The sequence below is a fragment of the Mesorhizobium sp. B2-4-18 genome, from assembly GCF_006441385.1.
Lineage (GTDB): Bacteria > Pseudomonadota > Alphaproteobacteria > Rhizobiales > Rhizobiaceae > Mesorhizobium > Mesorhizobium australicum.
The window spans coordinates 162,630-179,249 of record NZ_VFUW01000005.1; the positions used below are offsets into that span (position 1 = coordinate 162,630).

Annotated in this window: 11 protein-coding genes; 4 read left to right on the top strand and 7 right to left on the bottom strand. The window is 63.5% G+C overall.

Features of this window, described 5'->3' with window-relative positions:
- Positions 1-27: 27 nt before the first annotated feature.
- From FJ527_RS14115 to FJ527_RS14130, 4 genes are all read right to left on the bottom strand, one after another.
- Positions 28-3,174, bottom strand: coding sequence for an efflux RND transporter permease subunit (locus FJ527_RS14115; protein ID WP_140823379.1), 3,147 nt, complete (start codon positions 3,172-3,174; stop codon positions 28-30).
- Between the two features lie 253 nt (positions 3,175-3,427).
- Positions 3,428-4,570 carry an efflux RND transporter periplasmic adaptor subunit gene (locus tag FJ527_RS14120; RefSeq protein WP_140617379.1) on the bottom strand — a complete coding sequence of 381 codons (1,143 nt, stop codon included), beginning with the start codon at positions 4,568-4,570 and terminating at the stop codon, positions 3,428-3,430.
- 54 nt (positions 4,571-4,624) lie between these two features.
- A complete protein-coding gene (locus tag FJ527_RS14125) occupies positions 4,625-5,230 on the bottom strand; it encodes a TetR family transcriptional regulator (RefSeq protein ID WP_140823380.1) in 606 nt (201 codons plus the stop codon).
- 186 nt (positions 5,231-5,416) lie between these two features.
- A complete protein-coding gene (locus FJ527_RS14130) occupies positions 5,417-7,057 on the bottom strand; it encodes an acyl-CoA synthetase (RefSeq protein ID WP_140823381.1) in 1,641 nt (546 codons plus the stop codon).
- 196 nt (positions 7,058-7,253) lie between these two features.
- Between FJ527_RS14130 and FJ527_RS14135 the strand changes: the two genes are divergently transcribed.
- Both FJ527_RS14135 and FJ527_RS14140 read left to right on the top strand, forming a co-directional pair.
- Positions 7,254-8,219, top strand: coding sequence for a sugar-binding transcriptional regulator (locus FJ527_RS14135; RefSeq protein WP_140715138.1), 966 nt, complete (start codon positions 7,254-7,256; stop codon positions 8,217-8,219).
- An 86-nt stretch (positions 8,220-8,305) separates the two neighbouring features.
- The gene (locus tag FJ527_RS14140) at positions 8,306-10,360 is read left to right on the top strand and encodes a bifunctional aldolase/short-chain dehydrogenase (RefSeq protein ID WP_140823382.1); all 2,055 of its coding nucleotides are present in this window, start codon (positions 8,306-8,308) and stop codon (positions 10,358-10,360) included.
- A gap of 67 nt (positions 10,361-10,427) precedes the next feature.
- Here the strand turns inward: FJ527_RS14140 and FJ527_RS14145 are convergent, their stop codons facing one another.
- From FJ527_RS14145 to FJ527_RS14155, 3 genes are all read right to left on the bottom strand, one after another.
- A complete protein-coding gene (locus FJ527_RS14145; RefSeq protein WP_140823383.1) occupies positions 10,428-11,477 on the bottom strand; it encodes a substrate-binding domain-containing protein in 1,050 nt (349 codons plus the stop codon).
- 48 nt (positions 11,478-11,525) lie between these two features.
- A complete protein-coding gene (locus tag FJ527_RS14150; RefSeq protein WP_140823384.1) occupies positions 11,526-12,521 on the bottom strand; it encodes an ABC transporter permease in 996 nt (331 codons plus the stop codon).
- Between the two features lie 81 nt (positions 12,522-12,602).
- Positions 12,603-14,114 carry a sugar ABC transporter ATP-binding protein gene (locus tag FJ527_RS14155; protein WP_140617604.1) on the bottom strand — a complete coding sequence of 504 codons (1,512 nt, stop codon included), beginning with the start codon at positions 14,112-14,114 and terminating at the stop codon, positions 12,603-12,605.
- Positions 14,115-14,251: 137 nt separating this feature from the next.
- On the opposite strand from FJ527_RS14155, the gene mtnK reads away from it, so the two are divergent.
- Positions 14,252-15,526, top strand: coding sequence for an S-methyl-5-thioribose kinase (gene mtnK, locus FJ527_RS14160; RefSeq protein ID WP_140823385.1), 1,275 nt, complete (start codon positions 14,252-14,254; stop codon positions 15,524-15,526).
- The gene (gene mtnA / locus FJ527_RS14165) at positions 15,523-16,617 is read left to right on the top strand and encodes an S-methyl-5-thioribose-1-phosphate isomerase (RefSeq protein ID WP_140823386.1); all 1,095 of its coding nucleotides are present in this window, start codon (positions 15,523-15,525) and stop codon (positions 16,615-16,617) included. Before mtnK ends, mtnA begins: the two co-directional genes overlap by 4 nt.
- Positions 16,618-16,620: the final 3 nt, after the last annotated feature.

The window sequence follows — 16,620 nt, forward strand, 5'->3', positions numbered from 1 at the left end:
CCGGTCGCAAATCGACCGGCCGGTTTTTTATTCCGCCGCCAACGGCAGTTGCGGCCGTTCGATGCCTTCGATCTCCCCTGGCTCCGGCGCCTGCTGGTCGGTCTTCGCCTTCTTCGGCTCGCGGCCGAAGAAGAGCGCATAGCCCGCCGGCAGCACCAGGATGGTGAGCACGGTGGCGACCAGAATGCCGCCCATCATGGCATAGGCGAGCGGTCCCCAGAACACGCCGCGCGAGATCGGGATCAGTGCCAGCACCGCCGTCATCGCCGTCAGCACGATCGGCCTGAAGCGGCGCACGGCCGAGCCGACGATCGCTTCGGAACGGTCCATGCCCTTGGCAATGTCCTGGTCGATCTGGTCGACCAGGATGATCGAGTTGCGCATGATGATGCCGAGCAGGGCGATGACACCGAGGATGGCGACGAAGCCGAACGGTGCACCGCTGATCAGCAGAGCCGCGGCCGCGCCGATGATGCCGAGCGGGCCGGTGGCCAGCACCAGCATCGCCTTGCCGAAGTTCTGCAGCTGGATCATCAGGAGCACGACGATGATGGCCAGCATGATCGGCGCCTTGGCGGCGATCGAAGCCTGGCTTTCGGCTGAATCCTCCGCACCGCCCTGGATCTCGATCTTGTAACCGGGCGCCAGGCCGTCACGCAGGCCCTGCATGTCCTTGTACATCTTGGTGACGACGTCGTTGGACTGCACGCCGTCTGGCAATGTGGCGCGCACGCTGATCGTCGGCAGGCGGTCGCGCCGCCATTCGATGCCTTGCTCCAGCACAGGCACCACCTTGGCCACCTGCGACAGCGGCACGAAGCCGCCGAAATCGGTCGGGATATAGACCGAGTCGACCGACGACAGCAGGCTGCGGCTGGCATCCGGCTCGCGGGCGACGATCGACACCGTCTCCTCGCCGTCGCGGAAATCGTCAAGCGGCGCGCCGGACATCGTCGCCTGCAGCATCTGGCGGATGCGCTGCGAGGTGACGCCGAGCGCACGGGCACGATCCTGATCGATGACCAGCTTCATCGCCGGAACGGGCTCCAGCCAGTCGTCATGGACGGCGCCGAGCAGGGGATCCTGCCGGAACTTCGCCTTCACCTGGTCGGCGATGCGGCGCACCTCCTGGCGGTCCGGACCCATGACGCGCATCTGCACGGGCCACCCGGTCGGCGGTCCGAGGAACAGGCGGTCGACCTTGGCACGGATCGACGGGAAGTCTTCGGCCAGAACCGTGCGCAGCTTGACGATCAGCCGCTCGCGCGCCGGCTCGTCATCGGCCATGACCAGCATCTGGGCGAAGTTCGGGTTGCGCAGTTGCTGGTCGAGCGGCAGGAAGAAGCGCGGGGCGCCCTCGCCGATATAAGTGGCGATGAAACGCTTGTCCTTGTCGTCCATCATCTTGGCTTCCAGGGCCTTGGCCTGCGCCTCGACCTCCTTGATGCTGGTGCCTTCCGGCAGCCAGAGGTCGACAAGAATTTCGGGCCGTGACGATTGCGGGAAGAAATTCTGCGGGATGAACTGGAACGCCCAAAGGCTAGTGCCGAAAGTCGCCAGCGTCATCACCAAAACGATGATGCGATGGCGCACGGCCCAGCCCACCGTGGCACGCAGCCGACGGTAGAAGCCTGTGTCGAAGGCGTCGTGATGGCTGCCGGCATGCTTGCGTTGCTTGAGGATCATATAGCCGAGCCAGGGCGTGAAATAGACCGCCACGAACCACGACACGATCAGCGCGATGCCGACGACATAGAACAAGGTGCGCACATATTCGCCAGCCGTCGAAGCAGCGAACCCGACCGGTATGAAGCCGGCGGTGGTGATCAGTGTGCCGGTCAACATCGGGAAGGCGGTCGAGGAATAGGCGAAGCTCGCCGCCTCGATCTTGACCAGCCCCTCCTCGAGCTTGCGCTCCATCATCTCAACGACGATCATGGCATCATCGACAAGCAGGCCGAGCGCGATGATCAGCGCGCCCAGCGAAATGCGCTGCAGGTCGATGCCGATCTCGTACATGATGGCGAAGGTGGCGGCGAGCACCAGCGGTATGGCGATGGCGATGACCAGCCCCGAGCGCCAGCCGATCGACAGGAACGAGACGACGAGCACGATCAGCAACGCTTCGCCGAGCGCATGCATGAATTCGCTGACGGCATCCGTGACGACGCCCGGCTGGTCGGAAATCTGGTCGACCGAAACGCCATAGGGCAGCGCCTCCTCGAAGCGCTTGTAGGTCGCCTCGACATCCTTGCCGACATCGGTGACTTTAAAACCCTTGGCCATGACCACGCCAAGCTGCACGCTGTCGTGGCCATTGAAGCGGTATTTGCGCTGGAAGGGGTCCTCCAGGCCCGAAGTGACGGTGGCGATGTCGCCCAGCCGGGTAACCTGGCCGCCGGCGCGCAGGCGCAGTTCGCGGATGTCGGCCGCCTTGGCGACGTCGCCTTCGACCGAGATGCGAACCGAATTGACGCCGGTGTCGACGGAACCCGCGGGGTCGACGTTGTTCTGGCCCTTGATCGCGTTCTGCAGGTCGGTCAGCGTCAGGCCGCGTTCGGCCAGCGCCTTGGACGAGACATCGATATAGAGCTTTTCCGGCTGGTCGCCGATGATGACGGCCTTTTCGACGCCGGGCGTCGTCAAAAGCATATCGCGCGCCTGGATGGCGAACTTCTTCAATTCGGGAAAGGAGAAGCCGTCGCCGCTGATCGAATGCAGGGTGATAAACGTGTCGCCGAACTCGTCGTTGAAATACGGCCCAAGCAGGCCCTGCGGCAGGTCGCCTTGGATATCGCCGACCTTCTTGCGCACCTGATAGAAAGCATCCGTCACTTCGGCGGCGTTGGTGTCACCCTTGATCTGGACGGTGATGATGGCGCTGCCGGCGCGGGTGAAGGAACGCACGAAATCGAGATGCGGCGTCTCCTGCAATTTGCGCTCGATCTTGTTGACGACCTGGTCCTCCATCTCCTGGATCGAGGAGCCCGGCCAGATCGCCTGCACGACCATGACGCGGAAGGTGAAGTCGGGATCCTCCTTCTGGCCCATGCGCATCAAGCCGAGCGCGCCGGCTATGATGATCAGCCCGAACAGGAAGCGCGCAATGGAGGGATGGCCGATGGCCCAACGCGACAGGTTGAAGGGACGCTTTTCTTCAGTGGGGGTCGTCATCGGAAGTGGTCCACTTTGCTTGGTTGCCGACGCTTGGTGCTTCGAAAAAGGGGCTTCGAGGAAGCGCGCGCGGAACGAAATCATCTGCGTTCGATACTGGCTTCCGGGCGGCGTTGCTCTTCGAGCGGAGAGACACTCATCGCGGTGGGACGCGAGGGTCGATGCGGGGGTACATCGGCCTTGACGTCTCGACCTTCGGGCACGCCGCCCGGAAACCTGCGGCCGCGGGAACGCGCGGCCGACCTGTCTGTCGTCAGCGCAACTGGCTGGCTTCGTCGCCCTCGGCCGAGGCGGACTGCTGTGCGGTGCCGCCGGGGAGTTTCACCTTCAGGTTCTCGGTCATGAACTGCGTACCGGCGGCGACCACGACGTCGCCCGGTTTCAATCCCTCCGCGACACGCACGCCGTCGGGGGCGAACTCGGCGACCTTGACCGAACGGGCATGCACGGTGTCGGCGCCACGATCGACCGTCCAGACGATCGACTGGCTGTCTTTCTCGGCGAGTGCACTGAGCGGGATGGACACGAGCTGCTTTTCGTTGGCCGCCGACGCCTCGATATTGGCGGTCATGCCGAGCAGCACGCGCGGGTCGTTGGGCAGGCTGACGCGGACGGCAAAGGTGCGCGACTGCGGATCGGCGCTGCCGGCGACCTCACGGACCTTGCCGTCGAGCTTCAGCCCATCGTCCGACCAGAAGCCCGCCTTGACGTCCTTGCCCGGCTTGAACTCGGCGATCTCCATTTCCGGAACCGCGATCAGCACTTCCTTTTCACCGTCGACCGCGACGGTGACCACGGGCGTGCCCGAGCCGACCACCTGGCCGACATCGGCGTTTACCGCCGTGACGATGCCGTCCCTGTCGGCCTTGAGGTCGGTATAGCCGACCTGGTTCCTGGCCTGGGCAAGCGTAGAGCGGGCGGAGTCGCGCGTGGCGATTGCCTGGTCATAGGTCAGTGTCGCCTGTTCGAGCTGCGATTTCGGCGCGAAGTTCTTGGCGAAAAGCTGTTCGGCGCGCTTGCGGGCGAGTTCGACCGTCTCGACCTGCCGTTCAGAGGCATCGAGTGCCGCCTGCGCGCTCTTGACCGACAGGTCATAGTCGGAGGGATCGATGCGGGCGAGCACGTCGCCAGGCGCCACGTGCTGGCCGATGTCGACGAGACGCTCGGTGATCTTGCCATTGACCCGGAAACCCAGCGTGCTCTCGGTGCGGGCGCGCACCGATCCGGAATAGGACAGCGTGCGGGTGTCATGCGCCTGGGCGATCTCGACGACCTTGACCGGACGGATGATGTCCTTCACCTCGGCTTTTTCCTGCGAGCAGCCGGCAAGCCCAAGCGATGCGACGATCAGGCCGGCAGCTGGGAGCTTGCGAAGGATGGAACTGGGCAAAAACATTTCGGTACTCCCGACTGGAGACGGACTGTCGACACCGGCACCGGCTGGCGACGGCTATTTCAAGGCTCTGATGGCGTAATCGATGAGGTCGTCGGGCATTGCCCGATTGGTCTTGGCGAGGCACTGCGCCACCATCTGCGGATGGCACAGGATGACGGTGGCGGCACCGAAGCAACGCGATGCGGTCACCGGGTCCTGCTTCCTGAACTCGCCAGCCTCGATGCCCTCGCCGATCACCTCGGCGAAGAGATCGTGAATGCTGTCGACATGCTTGTCGATCACGCCCCAGTCCCGCTCGAGCGCGACGATGACCATCTCGTGGACCTTCTGGTCGTCGAGCATGACCTCCATCGTCAGCTTGTATTGTGCATGCACATAACGACGCAGCCGCTCCTCGGCGCTGATCGGCAGGTGCATGATCTCGTAAGCCATCTTGTAGCTGGCGCCGAGCATCCGGCCACATACGGCCTGGTGGATCTCGACCTTGGAGGCAAAGAAACGATAGATGTTGGCCGGTGACATGCCGAGTTCGCGGGCGATGTCGGCGACATTGGTCTTGCCGTAGCCATAGTGCCGGAACAGGCGCTCGGCGCAATCGAGTATGCGCGTTACATTTTCCTGTCGGGCGACGTCGGCGACGATGGAGGCGGCTTCGGACATAGCTCTCTGTCAAATAACGAGTGACGAATTTCGATTTTCATCACTCGTAAATCTAAACGAGCGAGGTGTCAACGCGGATTCGGTGTACGCGTACGATAGGTGACAATTGGTGACATCCAGTAGACGTCACAAGGCGCCCTCAGGATGCGGGCCATTGAAAATATTCTCTCGAAGATCCCCGGGGCTTCAGGCGACCTTGGCCATTTCCCGCAGCCGGAACTTCTGGATCTTGCCGGTCGAGGTCTTCGGTATCTCGGCAAAGATCACCGCTTTCGGCACTTTGAAGCGGGCGAGCAGCGTCCGGCAGTGCTCGATGATCTCGGCCTCGCTCGCCTCCTTGCCCGGCTTCAGTTCCACATAGGCGACAGGCACCTCGCCCCATTTGTCGTCATGGCGCGCCACGACGCCGCAGGAGGCGACGGCGGGATGCTTGTAGAGCGCTTCCTCGACCTCGATCGAGGAAATGTTCTCGCCACCGGAGATGATGATGTCCTTGGAGCGGTCCTTGAGCTGGATATAGCCATCCGGGTGCATGACGCCGAGATCGCCAGAGTGGAACCAGCCGCCGCCGAAAGCCTCGTCAGTCGCCCTGCGGTTCTTCAGGTAGCCCTTCATGACGATGTTGCCACGAAACATCACCTCGCCGATGGTCTCGCCGTCGGCGGGCGTCTCGGCCATGGTCTCGGGGTCCATTACCGTCAGGCCTTCGAGTGCGGCATAGCGCACGCCCTGCCGTGCCTTCTTGCCCGCCCTCGCCCCTTTGTCGAGTGCGTCCCAGCCATTATGCCATTCGTTGACGACAGCGGGACCATAGGTCTCTGTCAGGCCGTAGAGATGGGTGACGGCAAAGCCAGCATCGGCCATGCCCGACAGCACGGCTTCGGGCGGCGGGGCGGCCGCCGTGTTGAAGGTGACGGTTTGCGCAAACGCGCGCTTGTCCTCGTCCTTGGCGTTGATCAGCACCGACATGACCACCGGCGCCCCGCACAGATGGGTGACGCCATGATCGGCGATAGCGTCATAAATGGGCTTCGGCCGCACCCAGCGCAGGCAGACATGCGTGCCGGCCTGGACGGCGAGCGTCCAGGGAAAACACCAGCCATTGCAGTGGAACATCGGCAAGGTCCAGAGATAGACCGCGTGCTTGGCCATGCCGGCATGGATGGTGTTGGTGTAGGCCATCAGCGCAGCACCTCGGTGATGGTAGACGACGCCCTTGGGATTGCCTGTCGTGCCCGAAGTATAATTGAGCGAGATGGCGTCCCATTCGTCGTCCGGCATCGACCAGGCGAACGCCTCGTCGCCATTGGCGACAAAGGCTTCATAGTCCACCGTGCCGACCCTCTCGCCTTTCGGATAGGGCGCGTCGGTGGCGTATTCGGGATCGTCGTAGTCGATGACCAGCGGTTTGACCACGGCCAGACCGAGCGCTTCCCGCACCACGCCGGAAAACTCGCGATCGACGATCAGCACCTTGGTCTCGGCATGGTCGAGCTGGAAGGCGATGACGGCGGCGTCGAGACGCGTGTTGAGCGAGTGCAGCACCGCCTTGGTCATCGGCACGCCGAAATGCGCTTCCAGCATCGGCGGCGTGTTCGACAGCATGACCGTCACCGTGTCGCCCTTGCCGATGCCATGCTTGTGCAGGGCCGAGGCGAGCTTCAACGAACGGCGCCAGAAATCGCGGTAGCTGATGCGCTGGCTGCCATGGATGATGGCGACATGGTCGGGATAGGTTCTTGCAGCGCGCTCCAGATAGGTGAGCGGCGTCAGCGGCTGGTGATTGGCCGCGTTCCTGTCGAGATCCTGTTCGTAGGGATTGGCCATCCCATTCTCCCCAAAGTCTTTTCGAGCTTTCTAACCTTACGCTCGTCGTCACGCTATCCCCCTGATGGGCCGAGAATGCTATCCTGCACCGACTTGCTAGAATGGGGATCTGTGCCGCGCCGGCAGGAAATCTCTTCCTGTTATCCAAATTTGACTTTTGTCGAGAGCCGTGACTAATGTCAGCCAAGGAGGCGGCATGGCGATCCGACCGGCAGAACAGCTCATCCACAAGGCGGCCTGGCTTTACTATGCCCATGGGCTTCGCCAGGACGAAGTGGCCAATCAACTCAACATTTCGCGCGCCTCCGTCGCTATGTATCTGCGCAAGGCGCGCGAGACAGGCATCGTCAACATCTCGACCTCGACGCAGCTCTTCACGGACGACGTCATGGCGCGCAGGCTGGAAGACGCCCTGAAGCTCGACGCCGTCTGGATCGCGCCTGAGAACGCCTATCTCGCCGACCCCTCGACCGATATCGCGGTGCTGGCGGCAAGCGTTTTCCTGGAACTCGTCGGGAAAGGCGACCGCATCGGCGTCGCCTGGGGCCGCACCGTCTACACCATCGCCGACATCATGTCCTATGCCGACCTGCAGGACGTCACCGTGGTGCAGCTCTGCGGCAATCTCGGCGCACCCTATTCCTACCGGCCCGATCAATGCACTATGGAAATCGCGCGCCGGCTCAATGCCAAGGGCCTCAACTTCTACGCGCCCCTGGTGCTGTCGACCGAGGAACTGGCGCAAGGCCTGCGCGCCGAACCTGTGATCCGCGACCAGCTTGCCGGGATCAGCGACTGCGATCTTGCGCTCTACTCCATCGGCGCGGTCGATGCCGACAGCCATCTGGTGAAGTGCGGCGCGCTGACGGCAGCCGAGATGGCGGCGCTGCGCAGGGAAGGTGCCGCGGGTGTCATTGCCGGGCAGATCATCGATGCCCGTGGCGAGTTGCTCGACTGCAGCTACAACCGGCGGGTCATCTCGGCGGGGCTTGCTTCACTGCGCGTCATCGGTAAGCGGCTGATGGTCGTGCAGGAAGACAGCAAGTTCGAGCCGCTGCTCGCCGCGATCGCCGGCGGCCTCTGCACGCATCTGGTGGTCGGCGCGCATATGGCGCAGCGGCTGCTCGATCATGCCGGAACGTCAGCAGAAAAGGCGTCCTGAAAACCAATCCTTTGCCGACGCATTTGTCATCAAGGCGTCGCGGCATTCCTGTTCACCATCAAAGACAGCAACTGGACGAAGCGAACATGAAGAATCTGTGGAACGACGACGTGGCCGAACAACTCGTTGCCGACTATGCGAAGAAGGGCGTCGGCCGCGATCTGGCGTTGCGTGTCTACACGACGCGGCTTCTGGGCGGCGTGCCGCAACTGGTCCTGCATGGCGGCGGCAACACCTCCTGCAAGATCAAGGCGACCGATCTCGTCGGTGACGAATGGGACGTGCTGTGCGTCAAGGGCAGCGGCTGGGATATGGCGGTCATCGAGCCGCAGGGCCTGCCGGCGGTCAAGATGGGCGCCCTGCTCAAGGCGCGCAAGCTGGACAGGCTTTCCGACGAGGACATGGTCGCATTGCAGCGGGCCAACCTGATCGACCCCGCCTCGCCCAACCCTTCGGTCGAGACCCTGCTGCATGCCTTCCTGCCGCACAAGTTCGTCGACCACACCCACTCGACCGCTATCCTGGCTATCGTCGACCAGGAAGACAGCAAGCCGCTGGTGGCAAAGGTGTTCGGAGCAAAAATGGGCTATGTGCCCTACATCATGCCGGGCTTCGATCTCGCCAAGGCGGCGGCCGATGTCTTCGACGCCGACCCGACGGTAGAAGGCCTGATCCTCGACAAGCACGGCATCTTCACTTTCGGCGAGGATGCCAGGCAGGCCTATGACCGGATGATCCACTATGTGAACGTCGCCGAGGATTATGTGGCCGAGCATGCCAAGCCGAAGGCTGCAAAGACAGCGCTGCCGGCAAGACTAGCGTCACCAGCGGCGATCGCGCCCATGCTGCGCGGCGCTGTAGCGGCCCCACGCGGCGAAGGCCGCTTCGACCGCATGATCTCTGACTTCCGCACCTCGGACGCGATTGTCGATTTCATCAATTCTGCAGAGATCGCCGACTATGCAGGACGCGGCGTGTCGACGCCGGATCTGTCGATCCGCATCAAGACCGGGCCGCTGGCCGTGCCGGCGCCCGATGCCGACAAGATCGGCGACTACAAGGCCGTAATCCAGAGCCATGTCGACGCTTTCGCCAAGGATTACCGCGCCTATTTCGAGACCAATGACGCGCTCGACGACGTCAAGCGCACCATGCTCGATCCGATGCCCCGGCTGACGCTGGTGCCGGGGCTCGGCATGTTCGGCCATGGCCGCACGCTGAAGGATGCCAGGATCGCCTCGGACGTTGGCGAGATGTGGATCGAGGCCGTGCGCGGCGCCGAGGCCGTCGGGCGTTTCCACCCGCTATCCAAGGCCGACCTGTTCCCGCTCGAATACTGGTCGCTGGAACAGGCCAAGCTCGCCTCCAACAAGCCGAAGCCGCTGACCGGCCAGGTGGTGCTGATCACCGGCGGCGCCGGTGCGATTGGTGCGGCGACCGCAAAACTGTTCGCCGACAATGGCGCTCATGCCGTCGTCGTCGATCTCGACGCCGAAAAGGCCGCCGATGCCGCCAGGAAAGCGGGCAACAATTCGATTGGCGTCGGCGCCGACATCACCGACCCGGACCAGATGCGTGCCGCCTTCGACAAGGCGGTCGCCGTCTTCGGCGGCGTCGACATATTGGTGTCCAATGCGGGTGCTGCCTGGGAAGGCCGCATCGGCGAGCTTGACGATACGCTGCTGCGCAAGAGCTTCGAGCTCAATTTCTTCGCTCACCAGTCGGCGGCGCAGAACGCCGTGCGCATCATGCTGGAACAAGGTACAGGTGGGGCGCTGTTGTTCAACACCTCCAAGCAGGCGGTCAATCCGGGTCCGAAATTCGGCGCCTATGGCGTGCCGAAAGCGGCGACGCTGTTCCTGTCAAGGCAATACGCGCTCGACTACGGCGCCCATGGCATCCGTTCCAACGCCGTCAACGCCGACCGCATCCGCTCCGGGCTTTTGACCGACGCCATGATCGCCAGCCGCTCGGGCGCACGCGGCGTGTCGGAGAAGGAATACATGTCCGGCAATCTGCTCGGCCAGGAAGTGACCGCGCAGGACGTGGCTCAGGCCTTCCTGCACCATGCGCTGGCCGACCGGACGACCGCCGATGTGACGACGGTCGACGGTGGCAACATCGCGGCGGCGCTGCGGTAAGCACCTCCAATTGACAATAAAAAGGGCGGCTCACGGGCCGCCCTTTTCCTTTGTGTGTTGACGAGCCTTACTTCGCGTTGGGGCTCGGCATCCAGGCCGGCATGGCGACATTGGCATGGGCGAACTGCGGCAGCTTGGCCGACAGGTCCTCCATGTTCTTGATATCCTTGTCGATCAGCTCCTTCTGGGTGATCAGCGTCGGCGGCACGATGACGTTGTGGCCGGGATCTTCGCCGGCGAGCAGTTGCGCCAGGGCGCGCACCGAGACCTGGCCGACGACTGCCGGGTTGGTCGCCGCGGTAGCCGCCCAGGCACTGTCGGGCTCGCGCATCGCCGCGATGTCGGATGTCGAAATGTCGGCCGAATAGATCTTGATCTTCTTGTTCAGGCCGGCTTCGTCGACGGCGATCTTCACGCCCTTGGCGAACTCGTCATAGGGCGCGAACATCACGTTGATGTCGGGGTGCGCCGACAGCACCGAGCGCGCCTGGTTGGCGACGGAGTTGGCGATCGGATTGTCGAGCGTGCCGAACATGGCGGCTTCCTTTATGCCGGCATATTTTTTCTTGACGTCAACCCAGGTCTCGTTGCGGCGGTCGAGCGGAGCAATGCCGGCGACATAGACATAGCCGGCGTTCCAGCTTTCGCCATTGTCCTTGACTGCCTGTTCGAGCGCCAGCCGTGCCAGATCTTTGTCCGACTGTTCGATTTGCGGGATCTTGGGGTTTTCGACATTGACGTCGAATGCCACCACCTTGATGCCGGCGTCGACGGCACGCTGGGCGGCGTCCTTCATCGATTCCGTCAGGCCGTGCTGGATGATGATGCCCTGCACGCCAAGCGCGATGGCCTGGTCGACCATGTCGGACTGAAGGGCGGCGTCCTGGCGGCTGTCGAGCACGCGCAGGTCGATACCGAGCGCCTTCGACTGCGCCTCGACGCCCGACAGATACGCCTGGAAGAAGTCGCCGGTCGAGAGATAACGGACCAACGCGATCTTGACGCCGGGTTTGTCGAACGGCGCCGGCTTGTCGGCGGCAAATGCCCCCTGCATCAGCATGGTTGCGCCGGCGAGCCCAAGCGCCACTTTCCCCAGAAGTCTTCTAGTGATGTTCACCTTGTTTTCCTCCACTTTTGTTGAACCCAAATCCTATCCGGCCGAATGCTAGTTCCTGCCCCTGCCCGAAAGGGCAAAGGTGAAGACAAGGGCGACGACCAGAACCACGCCCTTGACGAAATCCTGCGTGTAGTAAGGCGCGTTCATCATTGTCAGGCCTTGCAGCAAGATGCCGACGAACAGCGCGCCGATGGCGGTGCCAAAGGCGTTCGGCTTGGCGGCGCCGAGCACCGCGTAGCCGATCAGCGCCGCGGCAACCGCATCGAGCAGCAGATTATTACCCGAGGCGATGTCGCCGCGTCCAAGCCGGGCCGCGAGCAAAATGCCGCCGATCGAGGCAAAAACGCCTGAAATAACGTAGGCCCAGATCTTGTATGCCTTGACAGGCGCGCCAGCGAGTTCGGCGGCGCGCTCATTGCTGCCGACCGCATACATCATGCGGCCGAAGCGGGTGTATTCGAGGAAGAACCAGATCAGCACGGCCAGCACCAGAAGCACGACGACCGAGACCGGGATGAGGTTTGGGATGAAGAAGTCGAAGCGGTGGCGGCCGAGCGCCAGGAAGGCATCGGAGAACTTGCCGCTGGCGACCGAGCCATCGGGCATGGTCATGCCGGTGGCGATCGAGCGGCCTTCCGTGGGGATGCGCTGCAGGCCGACCAGCAGGAACATCATCCCGAGCGTCGCCAGCAGATCGGGTACACGCATGTAGACGATCAGCCAGCCATTGATCAGGCCGACAATGGCGCCAATCAACAGGCAGACGATGACCGCCACGAACGCGTTTTGCTCCAGCACCACCATCACATAGGCCGCAGCCATCATGGCAGAGGTTGCGACCGAACCAATCGACAGGTCGAAGCCGCCGACGACAAGCGTGGCGGTAACACCGAGCGCCAGCACACCGGTGATGGCGACAGACTGGAAGATGAAGACGGCACTTTGCGGCGAAACGAACCCGTCGGCGGCGATCGCGAAATAGGCGACCAATCCGAACAGCAGCACGATGAACCCATAGCGGATGGCGTAGTCGCGCAGCGTCATTCGGCGCACCCCGGCGCCGCTGCCCCATTTACCCAACTCGCAGCCATGGTCTCTCCATTCTAATTCCATCGGCCGCCACGCTCAGGCAGCGCTGTGCAGCGGTCCACCGGCAACCTCGGCCAGCAGGCGGTCGAGGTCGACATCGGCATTGCGGTGTTCGCCGACGATCGTATGCTCCGACATCACCAGGATGCGGTCTGCCGTCTCCAGCGCTTCGTCGAGTTCGGTGACGAACAGAAGCGTGGCGCGGCCATTGGCGCTGGCCCTCAGCTTGGCGGCGATGTCGCGCCGGGCCGAAATGTCGACGCCCTGGAACGGCTCGTCGAGGATGAACAGCGCGGCATTCTGCGCCATCCAGCGGGCGACCATCACCTTCTGCTGGTTGCCGCCCGACAGCGCCGACATCTCGTCCTTCTCGGAGCGGCAGACGATGCCCAATTGCTCGATCTGCCTGCGCGCGGTGGCGCGTTCGAGGCGGCGCCTGAGCACGCTCAGACTGGACATGCGCTTCAGAAACGGCAGGCTGACATTGCGCTCGATGTTGAAGCCGTCGACGATGCCGCTGGTCGCACGATCCTTGGCGACGAGGAACACGCCGGCGGCGATCGCGTCGCCCGCCGAGCGCGGCGCGTAAGGCTTGCCGTTCATCGTCATGGTGCCGTCGAGCGGCCGGCGCACACCGAACAGCGTCTCGGCAAGCGCGGTCTTGCCGACGCCGACGAGGCCGGTGATGGCGACGACCTCGCCATCGCCGAGTGTCAGCGACATCGGCTTGGCGCCCTGCGCGATGCGCAGGCCTTCGACGCTCAGGACCGCCCTGGCGGAACTCCTGGCCACGATCCGGTCGAGATGGATCTTGCGGCCGAGCATGGCGTTGACCGCACCTTCATAATCGAGCGGCTTGGCATCGAAGGCGCCCGATACGACACCGTCGCGCATCGAGACGATGCGGTCGGCGAGCCGCCTGATGTCCGACATGCGATGCGAGATATAGAGGATCGCCACGCCCTGCTCGCGCAGACGGTCGACCAGCGCGAACAGCCTGTCGGCCTCGGCACTGGAGAGCGACGAGGTCGGCTCATCGAGGATCAGCACTTTCGGCTGGTGCGCCAGCGCCCGGGCAATCGCCACCATCTGGCGGTCGGCCAGCGAAAGATCGCTGACGCGCGCCTTCAAATCGATGGCCAGCCCCATGCGGTCGGCGACCGCCTTGGCCTCACGGCGCACGCGAGCGGGATTGAACAGGGTCGGCACGCCCCGGCCGCTCAGCCGGTCGAGCGTGAGATTGGTGGCGACATCGAGATCGGCGACCACGCCGTCATTTATGTTCTGGTGCACGGTGACGACACCCGCGCGGATCGCTTCCGCCGGCGTGTTCGGCGCGAACTCCGCACCGGCGAGGGTCATAGAGCCGCCGCCACGCTCGTAGACGCCGCTGATGATCTTGACGAGGGTGGATTTGCCGGCGCCGTTGGCGCCCATCAGCACGGTCACTTCACCGGCATGGAGGTCCAGCGCGATGCCGCCAAGCACCTCGTTGCGGCCAAAGGATTTCCTCAGTCCCTCTACGCGGAACACGGCATTGCCGACCATGCGTTCCTCCCTAGTCATGACGCTATGGTCAACGTCGGCAATTGTCAACACGATTGACAATTGCCAGACAGCTTCCTAGCTTGGCCCCGCCGCTTGGGCTCCTTATGATCGGAGCACATAGGCGGGAGGGAACAAGGATGACTGGGAACTTGCCGTTCGAAGCATTGTCGGTGAAGACGCTCGCAACTTGTCTCGGCACGAACGAAGCGCTGTGCGCGAAGATCGGCAAGGATGCGAGCGCCTGGAAAGTTCGCGAGGTTGGCGACGGCAATCTGAACCTGGTGTTCATCGTCGAAGGCGCCTGTGGCGGCGCCATCGTCAAGCAGGCCCTGCCCTATGTCCGCCTCGTCGGCGACAGCTGGCCGCTGCCGCTCAAACGCTCCTTCTTCGAATACCACGCGCTGACCCGGCAAGAGGCACGCGCGCCGGGCTCGGTGCCGGAGATCTACTATTTCGACGAGGTCCAGGCGCTGATCATCATGGAGTATCTGGCGCCGCCATACATCATTCTCAGGCGCGCCCTGATCGATGGGCGCCGACTGCCGAACATTGCCAGGGATATCGGCCTGTTCATGGCCCGCACGCTGTTTCGCGGTTCCGACCTGTCGATGGTGACCAAGGAGCGCAAGGCGGATTTGGCGCTGTTCGCCGACAATGTCGAGCTTTGCGACATCACCGAGAACCTGGTGTTTTCCGACCCCTATTTCGACGCCAAGATGAACCGCCACACCAGTCCGCAGCTCGATAGGCTGGTGGCGGAACTGCGGGCCGACCGCGACCTCAAGGTGGAGGCGCAGCGGCTGAAGCATATGTTCGCCGCCAATGCCGAGACGCTTTTGCATGGCGACCTGCATTCCGGCTCGATCATGGTCACCGATCAGGAAACACGGATGATCGATCCGGAGTTCGCCTTCTACGGCCCGATGGCCTTCGACGTCGGCATGCTGCTCGCCAATTTCTGGATGTCCTTCTTCTCGCAGCGCGGGCATGAGCAGAACGGCAGGCGCGACGCCATGCGTGCCTATCTGCTCGGCGTCACGGCCGAGACCTGGGCCGTGTTCCGCGCCGAGTTCTCGCTGTTATGGCGCACCGAGCGCACCGGCATGCTCTATCAAAAAAGCCTGTTCGAGGATCAGGGCGACCGGCTGGGCGCCGAGCAGGCACTCGATAATGTCCTGCATCAGATCTGGGACGATCTGCTCGGCTTTGCCGGCATCGAGGTTCACAGGCGCATCCTTGGCCTCGCGCACAATGCAGACTTCGAGACCATTGCCGATGAAGATCTGCGCGCCAGTTGTGAGGCGAAGGCACTGAAATTCGGCCGCCACATCGCCGTCAATCGGCGCCAGATCCACAGCATCGACGAGGTCAACAATCTGGCCGCGCTGATCGAACAGGAGAACAGCATTTGAACGTCGGCGACCGCCACTTTCGGACCATCTGGCTGAGCGACGACGGCCGCTCGGTGGAGATCATCGACCAGCGCTGGCTGCCGCATGAGTTCCGTATCGAGAAGCTCGTCACGGTCGCCGGCATCGCCACCGCGATCCGCGACATGTGGGTGCGTGGCGCACCGTTGATCGGGGTCACCGCGGCCTATGGCGTCGCCATGCAGATGACGGATGATGCATCCGACGAAGCGCTCGACACTGTGTGGGAGATACTGCACGATACCAGGCCGACGGCGATCAACCTGCGCTGGGCGCTCGACGAGATGCGGCGCTTTCTGCGGCCGTTGCCGCTTGGTGAACGCGCCGCGGCCGCCTACCGGCGTGCCAATGAGATCGCCGACGAGGATGTCGGGCTCAACCGCGCCATCGGCGAGAACGGTCTCGCCATCATCAAGGATATCGCGGCGCGCAAGCAGCCGGGCGAGACGGTCAATATCCTCACCCACTGCAATGCCGGCTGGCTGGCGACGGTCGACTACGGGACAGCCACTTCACCGATCTACCTCGCTGTCGAAGCCGGCATTCCGGTCCATGTCTATGTCGATGAAACACGCCCACGCAACCAGGGCGCCCAACTCACCGCCTGGGAGATGGCTGGCCACGGCGTGCCGCACACGCTGATCGTTGACAATGCCGGGGGCCATCTGATGCAGCGCGGCGCAATCGACATGGTCATCGTCGGCACCGACCGCACCACCGCCGACGGCGACGTCTGCAACAAGATCGGCACCTATCTGAAGGCGCTCGCCGCCGCAGACAACGACGTGCCGTTCTACGTTGCGCTGCCTTCGCCGACCATCGACTGGATGGTGGGCGACGGACTTGCCGAAATCCCGATCGAGGAACGTTCCGGCGACGAGGTTTCGCTGGTGTGGGGCAAGACCGCGAGCGGCGAGATCGCCCAGGTACGCGTCTCGCCCGAAGCAACGCCTGCGGCAAACCCCGCCTTCGACGTGACGCCGGCGCGGCTGGTCACCGGGCTGATCACCGAGCGCGGCATCGCCAAGGCGTCGCGCGAGGGGCTGAAGGCGATGTTCCCCGAGCGGGGATAGGCG